Annotated in this window: 7 protein-coding genes; all 7 read right to left on the bottom strand. The window is 54.1% G+C overall.

The window, feature by feature from the left end:
- Positions 1-550, bottom strand: a 550-nt coding sequence (gene traW / locus QOL81_RS25565; protein ID WP_349361524.1) for a conjugal transfer protein TraW, incomplete at its 3' end; no start/stop codon positions are given.
- A gap of 130 nt (positions 551-680) precedes the next feature.
- Complete coding sequence (locus tag QOL81_RS25570) at positions 681-3,755, bottom strand: putative type IV secretion/conjugal transfer ATPase (RefSeq protein WP_128884975.1); 3,075 nt, start codon at positions 3,753-3,755, stop codon at positions 681-683.
- Positions 3,756-3,757: 2 nt separating this feature from the next.
- Positions 3,758-4,363: a hypothetical protein gene (locus QOL81_RS25575; RefSeq protein WP_128884976.1), complete on the bottom strand. Its 606-nt coding sequence runs from the start codon at positions 4,361-4,363 to the stop codon at positions 3,758-3,760.
- A 60-nt stretch (positions 4,364-4,423) separates the two neighbouring features.
- The gene (locus QOL81_RS25580; protein ID WP_128884977.1) at positions 4,424-4,828 is read right to left on the bottom strand and encodes a DUF6750 family protein; all 405 of its coding nucleotides are present in this window, start codon (positions 4,826-4,828) and stop codon (positions 4,424-4,426) included.
- 15 nt (positions 4,829-4,843) lie between these two features.
- Complete coding sequence (gene traQ / locus QOL81_RS25585) at positions 4,844-5,374, bottom strand: conjugal transfer protein TraQ (RefSeq protein WP_128884978.1); 531 nt, start codon at positions 5,372-5,374, stop codon at positions 4,844-4,846.
- A gap of 8 nt (positions 5,375-5,382) precedes the next feature.
- Positions 5,383-6,153, bottom strand: coding sequence for a hypothetical protein (locus tag QOL81_RS25590; protein ID WP_283440164.1), 771 nt, complete (start codon positions 6,151-6,153; stop codon positions 5,383-5,385).
- On the bottom strand, positions 6,153-6,665 hold a 513-nt coding region (gene traO / locus QOL81_RS25595; protein ID WP_283440165.1), incomplete at its 5' end, for a conjugal transfer protein TraO. The genes traO and QOL81_RS25590, both read right to left, overlap by 1 nt.

A 6,665-nucleotide genomic window follows, 5' to 3' on the forward strand; every position in this document is an offset into this window, starting at 1 on the left:
CCCCCGTGCCGCCGTAAGCAGCCATATCGGTGGCATCGCAGTAATCGGCATGTACGCCTGCGGCCCGAAAGGCTGTCTGTTCAGGTGCTGGAGCCGGGGCGGTCCATCCTTGGCGGATCATGGCATTGCTGATTCCCTGGCCCCGCGACAGCGCACTTTGTCGCGCGCGAGCGCGACTTTGAACTTGTGTGGCCATACCCGAACCAGATTCAGTACACAGGCTATCCGGTATGGTATAGGTTCGGCGCGATCGCTCGAGGCGTTCGGTTTGACGAGCAAAAATATCTTGATCGCGTTGTGCTTGTGCTGCTTGTTCGATTTGCGTGGCGATCTTGCCGCCGTTTTGGTTAATGGCGGCGCCGATCTGCTGCTGTGTAGCGGCCATCCCTGTCAATGTACCGCTCATCTGCCCAAGGACCGGAGCGACCTGTGTCTCAATGGGAACGCTAGAGGTTACGACAACGGAGACAGCGTGCACTGGAGAAGCTAATGCGGAGAGTACCAGCACGACCAGAGGGGAGAGCCTCATGGCAGGAGGGTATGATTTCATTTCAAAGCGTCCTCAAGAAAATACCGGCAAATAGCGCGGCCCAAAAAATAGTGTTGTAAGCGAGGATGTGGAGGTTAGGTCTGCGGAGGAAAGCACGGATATACCAGTGATAAAGGCGCATGGTTGCTCCTTATGCTGCATCCCCCTGCACATAGCCGAGGCTTGCCAGCATGTCGTTGGCCAGTTGACGAATGGCGCCGCTTTCATCGTCATTGCCGGCGCGCTTTTTCATCATCGCAATATGTTTTTCTGCTGAACCGCCTGGGAAGGTTTTGGCCAATAAACGTCGGGCCGTTTGGCCATCCAACGCGTCATACAGCATGTTGCGTAGAGCGCGGTTTACCGGGGTCGAGTTTAATGCCCAGAGCCGCAGTGGCCCTGCGGTGTTTTTGAGCAGCTGAGCCACGTTGCCATTGGTGGTTTGGAAAACGGCCAGAAACGTGACGCCACTTCCATCCGGCGCGGCGCCGCGGGTTGTGTTGAGCAACCTATTTAGTGTGGTACGCGGCACCTTGAAAGTTTCCTGCAGAATAGGGAAATCCTTAGTCCTTACCCGCATCAGATACAGGGAGTTGGCGGACTCCAGGATTGTCTGCGGGTAATCATCCAAATATTGCGAAGCGAACACCGTGCGGATACCGAATTTTCGTTTCTCGCGATCTTCGGTTTCGAGTGCATCCCATAAAATGTCGATACCTCTGATGTTATGCAGCTCATCGATAAAGATGAGTTTGACCTCCTGATCCAGTTGTTCGATGCGTTTTCGATGCAGTGGTACATAACGTGGATCCAGATGATTGTAGAGTTCATCCTGGTACTGTGGCAGATAGAAGTCGTTGGCGCCGGCCAGATGGCGGGCGAACTGATACATGATACCTGTCTTGATTTTACCTTCCGGAGTTTGATTGCCGGCTACGTTGTTAACGTCGACGATACGAATGCGCGTATTTGGGTTGATGGAGTACCGCGTGCGCCCCGATATCAACGGGTAATCAAACAGCGCCTGTGTCAGACAGCGTGACACATAATGCAGTAATGACTCATCCGATCCGGGACGGTTGACGTTAGCGAAGACATTGCGCATTTCCTCGCTGTTTAGCGCCCCCTGCAGGTCGTTGAGCTCAGGTACAGCTTGAGCCTGTGCTAACGCAGCCTCGGCAACGCAGCCGGCAGTGAACAGCATATCGCGGACTTCGTACCAGGTAGCGATCTCCCACCAAGCGGCATCATAGCGACTCAGACAGCCGCTTGTTTCCAGCGCGGCATCAACCTCCGGAACCAATGACGCTCCATAACGCACCGGTTCAATGTCGCTGTTCTTGCGGTACACCATCTCAATAGCGCGTGTCAGGATCTGCCTGCATGATGGGGCATCAGGTGCAGTGCCCAGCTGTGGATCGATACACAGGCTGGTCAACAGGCCGAGCAAGTAGTCACGTTCAGTGCTGATGGGCGCTTTAAGCCCAAGTTGGATATCGAACGGATTGCGGCAGAAATCTGCTGTATTACGCAGAATAATACTGGCAATTTTGTCCTTTTGTCCGTGGGGTAGGCTGTCATAGACCAGATCGTAAAAGCCCTGAGCGGTAAAGCCTTTGTCAATGAAAGCCATAAACGGCAGATCAGTATTACCGTTAGTGAGAGCATCGAGGTGAAGGCTGTTCGCTAACAGGGATTTTCCCGATCCTGGAGGACCTGCGAGCAGCTCGGTGTGCTTTTCCTGCAACGAACTGCCCAAGCCGATCGGATAAGGTTTGCCGTCGACGGTCTGGAAAATTGCGTTACCTTCGTTACCCCAGGGGCTCGCTGGCCGTTGCAGCGGCATCAGTTTTAACGCTTCAGACAAAGGGGGGTACATCAGCGTTGGTGCGCTGAAACTAGACACCATAGGTAGAGTGTTGACCCAGGCACGAATGGGATCGCCGAAAGTACGGGTCACTGTTGTAACACCCCAGCTCTGGATTGCTTTTTGCAGTAACGTCAGATTGCGTTTCAAACGGCTTTTGTCTGCGTCCCAGGTACTGGCGGTGATACTCATCATACAAACAGGCTCTTTCTTGTGCTGCGCCATCAACCATGAAATGGAGTCGTAAATATCTCGTAGTTTAGGGACGAAGGCGGCAAACGACAGTAGCTGCTGCTTTTTTTCCAAAGCCTCACCGCCGCCGGGCATCAAGTCCAGACGCAAGCGCCAAGGTAACTGCCGTGGTACTTTGGTGAACAGCTGGGCAAAAGATTCGGGGCGCTGAGGTGCCAGCGTCATGGCCAACTGACCGTGATAGAGTCCGTCGACCTCGATCAGACTGCCGTGGGTGTCGACCTCGGTGTCGCAGAACTGGAAATTCAAGTGCGGCGCCAGGGCTGCGCTGATATCGTCGCCACGCAATTTTCCTTGAGGGATCACGCGATCGCCTGGCAGCAGGGGGCGCCACTCTTCATGGGTACTCAGCCGCTCTATTTCATCGCGGATCACATGGCCAGCTTCATGCGCGTCAAGCAATCGAACCATCACGCCGTCGTTGCCGTCGGCCAAATCAGTGGCCAGCTTATCGATAAATGCGTCGTGGCGCAGCTTAAGGCCTTCAAACTCGGCGTAAATCGGGTTTTGCCCGAAACGGGCTTCAGGCAGATCTTTGAATTGAGTATTCTGCCGCTGTATTTCTTCTCTTCGTTCACTGAGCGGCAGGGCGCCAATGGCGGAATATACGGTAAGCCAGACTCGTTCGCGGGCCACATACGGCGTGAGTTTGACGATTTGCTCATCGACCAGGTCATCGAGAGCCAGACCAAGCTTGCGGTAGGCGCGTCGTTGCGGTTCGACGAGACGAGTGATTTCTTCGGCGCTGCGCGTTGGATCGCGTTCGAACACGATGCTGATTTTATGACCCAGGCTTTTGAAATCGCCGGTCAATGCATCGCGTAATTTCAGAACGAAGCGCAGGAAGCTGTCCGGCGTCGGTGTTTCATTTTCGTGCTGGGGAACTGCCTCACTGAACTCGCGAAAAGCGCCTAGGATCTCAAAAGTGCTGGCATAGTCGTTAGTTTTAGTGACGTGTATGTAGGGAGCATCAAGTGAGGGGTGTCGGATTTTGTCGTCTGGTGTCAGGCCTATGACGGTACGCAGGTCACAATACTGAGCGAAATCGCGGCCTAGGACATAACGGGAAAAATAGGCAAAGAGATCTTCGATTTTATCGATAATCACAGTTAACTCCGGGACAGATAGTCGTGATAGAAAGCGCGCCACCAGGTTGTTCCAGCTTCAAGACCGTCAGTGGCCAGCTGGCCTTTTATACGTGCGGGATGTAACACCAACGCGAGATGTTGCCAGCGCTCCGCTGCAGTTTGTCGACCTTCCTCATCCAGTTTGCTCAGAGCCTGGGCGAACGCTTGCGGGTGTGTGGTGCCCCAAGCTTGTTTGACGGGACTGTCGTGGGTTGTCAGCCAGTCCAGTAACGCTTGTGCGTCGCTGCGATATTCATCGTCGGTGGAAGATAACGCCTGCACGATAGCTCGCTGCAGATGATTTGCATCTTCCGGAGCCAAAGCAGGCAGATAAACCATCACACCCGCTTCGGCAGAAACAGAGTCGAGTTTTTGCCAGGCTTCGCAAATTGGATCTGCGACCCCTAGATTGTCCTGGGCAGTATTCAATGGATTGGTGTCCCTAAACACGACCCTGTTATGTGGGGATGAATAACCGCAATAGTCACAACTATGACCGCCACGGCGAGCCTGATCATCCAATATGCCGCGCTGCGCAGGCGTGAGAGCATGCCCGGTAACTCGCCGGGAGATGGAGAAAATAAGCATGAATTTTTCCAGAGATCCTGGTAGCAGGAAGGCCATCCCGAATGGGATGGCCTGGTACAATTAACCAGCAGTTACTGGCTGCATTCCCAACTGTTTCTGACTGCGGTTTGCGACCTGGTCAAGTGCCAATAATGCAGCGCCGGCTATAATTGCAATCATGATGTGAGAAACTTTAATCTGAGGGTTATTCTTCTTAGATATCATCATGATAATTCCGGAAGCTATTAAAATAAGGCCGATCACACCGCTAGATTTAACAAAGGGGTCTTTCAGTGAAATTATCCCGTTAAGGACGTTTGTGATTGAGTCGGCAATATCATCGTCTGCATGAGCCAGCGGGGCGACGACCATGCTAACCACAGCGGCCAGAATACTGGCGATATGTCGACGAATGGCATCGGCCACCATATAGATTTTGACTGCCGCGTGCAGGGGAGCATTTTTCAGGGTTTTCAGAACGTTCATTTCTACCTCGTAGTTTTACCAATGGATATTAAGAGTGTTTTGCAGTGCATCGAGTACACGCGGATTGGCGGCGAGCATAGTGCCGATGATCAGGCGCTTTGCGCCGCTAACAACGTCATCACCGGCACTGAGCCCGGTGTGGCCGTCTTTCTGTGAACGCCGCAGGCGCAAAAGCCCCTGAAGCGCGTAAATCACGCCGACCAGTTGTAACAAGGTCAGGGTTGCGTTGATGGCCGTGGCGGCCGGGCCGTATTTTCCTTCGGAGACATAGGCGATGGCGCCAAAGGTCACGCTACCGAGTGCCATCTGGTTCGATGTAGCGTTCATCACCTGGTGAAGGGCGATAGTGGCTCCGCACATCACGACAACGGTGACAATTTTGCCGGCGCCGTCCTGTACCTGCCCGCGTCGGGCTTTGCCGGCGATGCTGCTCAAGTGCATGGCCATCATGACCAACCCACCAACTAAACCGATCGCCAGCACCAGGCGAATACCGACGTCTGTCACATTGTTGACTGCGTTGGCCAGCATCTGGACCAAATCCATAGCGTTCCTTACCGAATGGTTCCGGCGGAGGTGATCACCTCACGTTTTTCAGTATCGATACGCAGTACTGTTGCGCGCCCCAGGGCATCGCCTGGTCGTAATGCCCAACTACTCCCCTGATAAGTCACCCAAGCCAGGTCCGGATACAGACTGGTTATCGAGGCTCCTTTGAGGCTGTGGTTCGCGTTTGAGCGACGTGAGGCAGTATTTCCGGTTGGCTTAGCGGTAGGCATAACCGCAGCAGGTTGGGGCTGTCTTACAGCTTGTGCAGCAACTTGCTGCTCAAGAGCACGCAAGCGCTGATCCAGTGATTTGAGACCTTCTCGATTATCGCGAGCGTATACCCACACGTTGTCTAAAGCTTGTGCCGTTGCCTGCTGCGCATTGTCCTCGACGTTAGTTAGCGATGAGGTTTCACCGACAGGTTCAAGTTCGCGATCTGCTGATTCGATATGCACTCCTGCTTGGGGGGGCCGGGGTGCTGCTGGCGCTGGAGTTGGAGCTGGCGTGGGCTGTATTGGTGTCTCTTGAGTCACGAATTGGGTGCTGCCGCTACTACCACTGGACTGTGGTGTGTTGCGTAGCACACCATAGGTGATGATGGCTAACAGCGTGATTATTAGGGCGATCATCTGAAGACGTGTAACTTTTAAGCCTAAGGGCAATGTGATCAGCCGTGGTTCTGATGGCTTACGAACGATCGAAGTCTCTGCCTCGATTGGTTCATCCAGTTGCTCGTCCGGGGGGGGGTTATTCAGGTCGAAATGAGACTTAGACATTAACGCTCTCCTGCGAGGGATGTGGTAATAGCATCCCGATTGATGCGATCGCTGGCGTATACGCCTTTCATGAAATGAATCGCGATGGTTTGGTTTTTGAAGACTTTCACCTGTTTGACCGGTAGCCGTGCCGCGTCGGCCGCCATCACCTGCCCGGCTTGAGTACCGATACCGCCGGCGACGGTGCCCGCGAGGGCTGAACCTTTCACCTGTCCTGTACCGCCGCTGATGGTGCCGGCATTGGTGGCAAGGATTTGGGTATTTTGCTGTTCGTACAGCTGACCGGCTTTCCCTATGCCCATGGCCAATGCAGGCAGCAAGATGCGACTGACGTACCGATTATTGACGTCGCTGGCGACGGTAGATTGCAGGGTGTCGTCCTGCAGCGCGTAGGCATCAACCTGGTAGTCGACGCCATTAAGCGTCATACGAGTGAAGTGGATCACGACACCATCGCCAGCCAACTGTATGCCCTTAGCGGTGAATTCTGCGCCGGCAAACTGACCGGCGGG

The sequence above is a fragment of the Serratia sp. CC22-02 genome, from assembly GCF_900182895.1.
Taxonomy (GTDB): domain Bacteria; phylum Pseudomonadota; class Gammaproteobacteria; order Enterobacterales; family Enterobacteriaceae; genus Serratia; species Serratia nevei.

Bases quoted from the DNA above. Each gene is read 5' to 3' on its own strand.
- QOL81_RS25575 (WP_128884976.1), bottom strand. From the start codon at position 4,363: ATGCTTATTTTCTCCATCTCCCGGCGAGTTACCGGGCATGCTCTCACG.
- QOL81_RS25580 (WP_128884977.1), bottom strand. From the start codon at position 4,828: ATGAACGTTCTGAAAACCCTGAAAAATGCTCCCCTGCACGCGGCAGTC.
- traQ (WP_128884978.1), bottom strand. From the start codon at position 5,374: ATGGATTTGGTCCAGATGCTGGCCAACGCAGTCAACAATGTGACAGAC.
- QOL81_RS25590 (WP_283440164.1), bottom strand. From the start codon at position 6,153: ATGTCTAAGTCTCATTTCGACCTGAATAACCCCCCCCCGGACGAGCAA.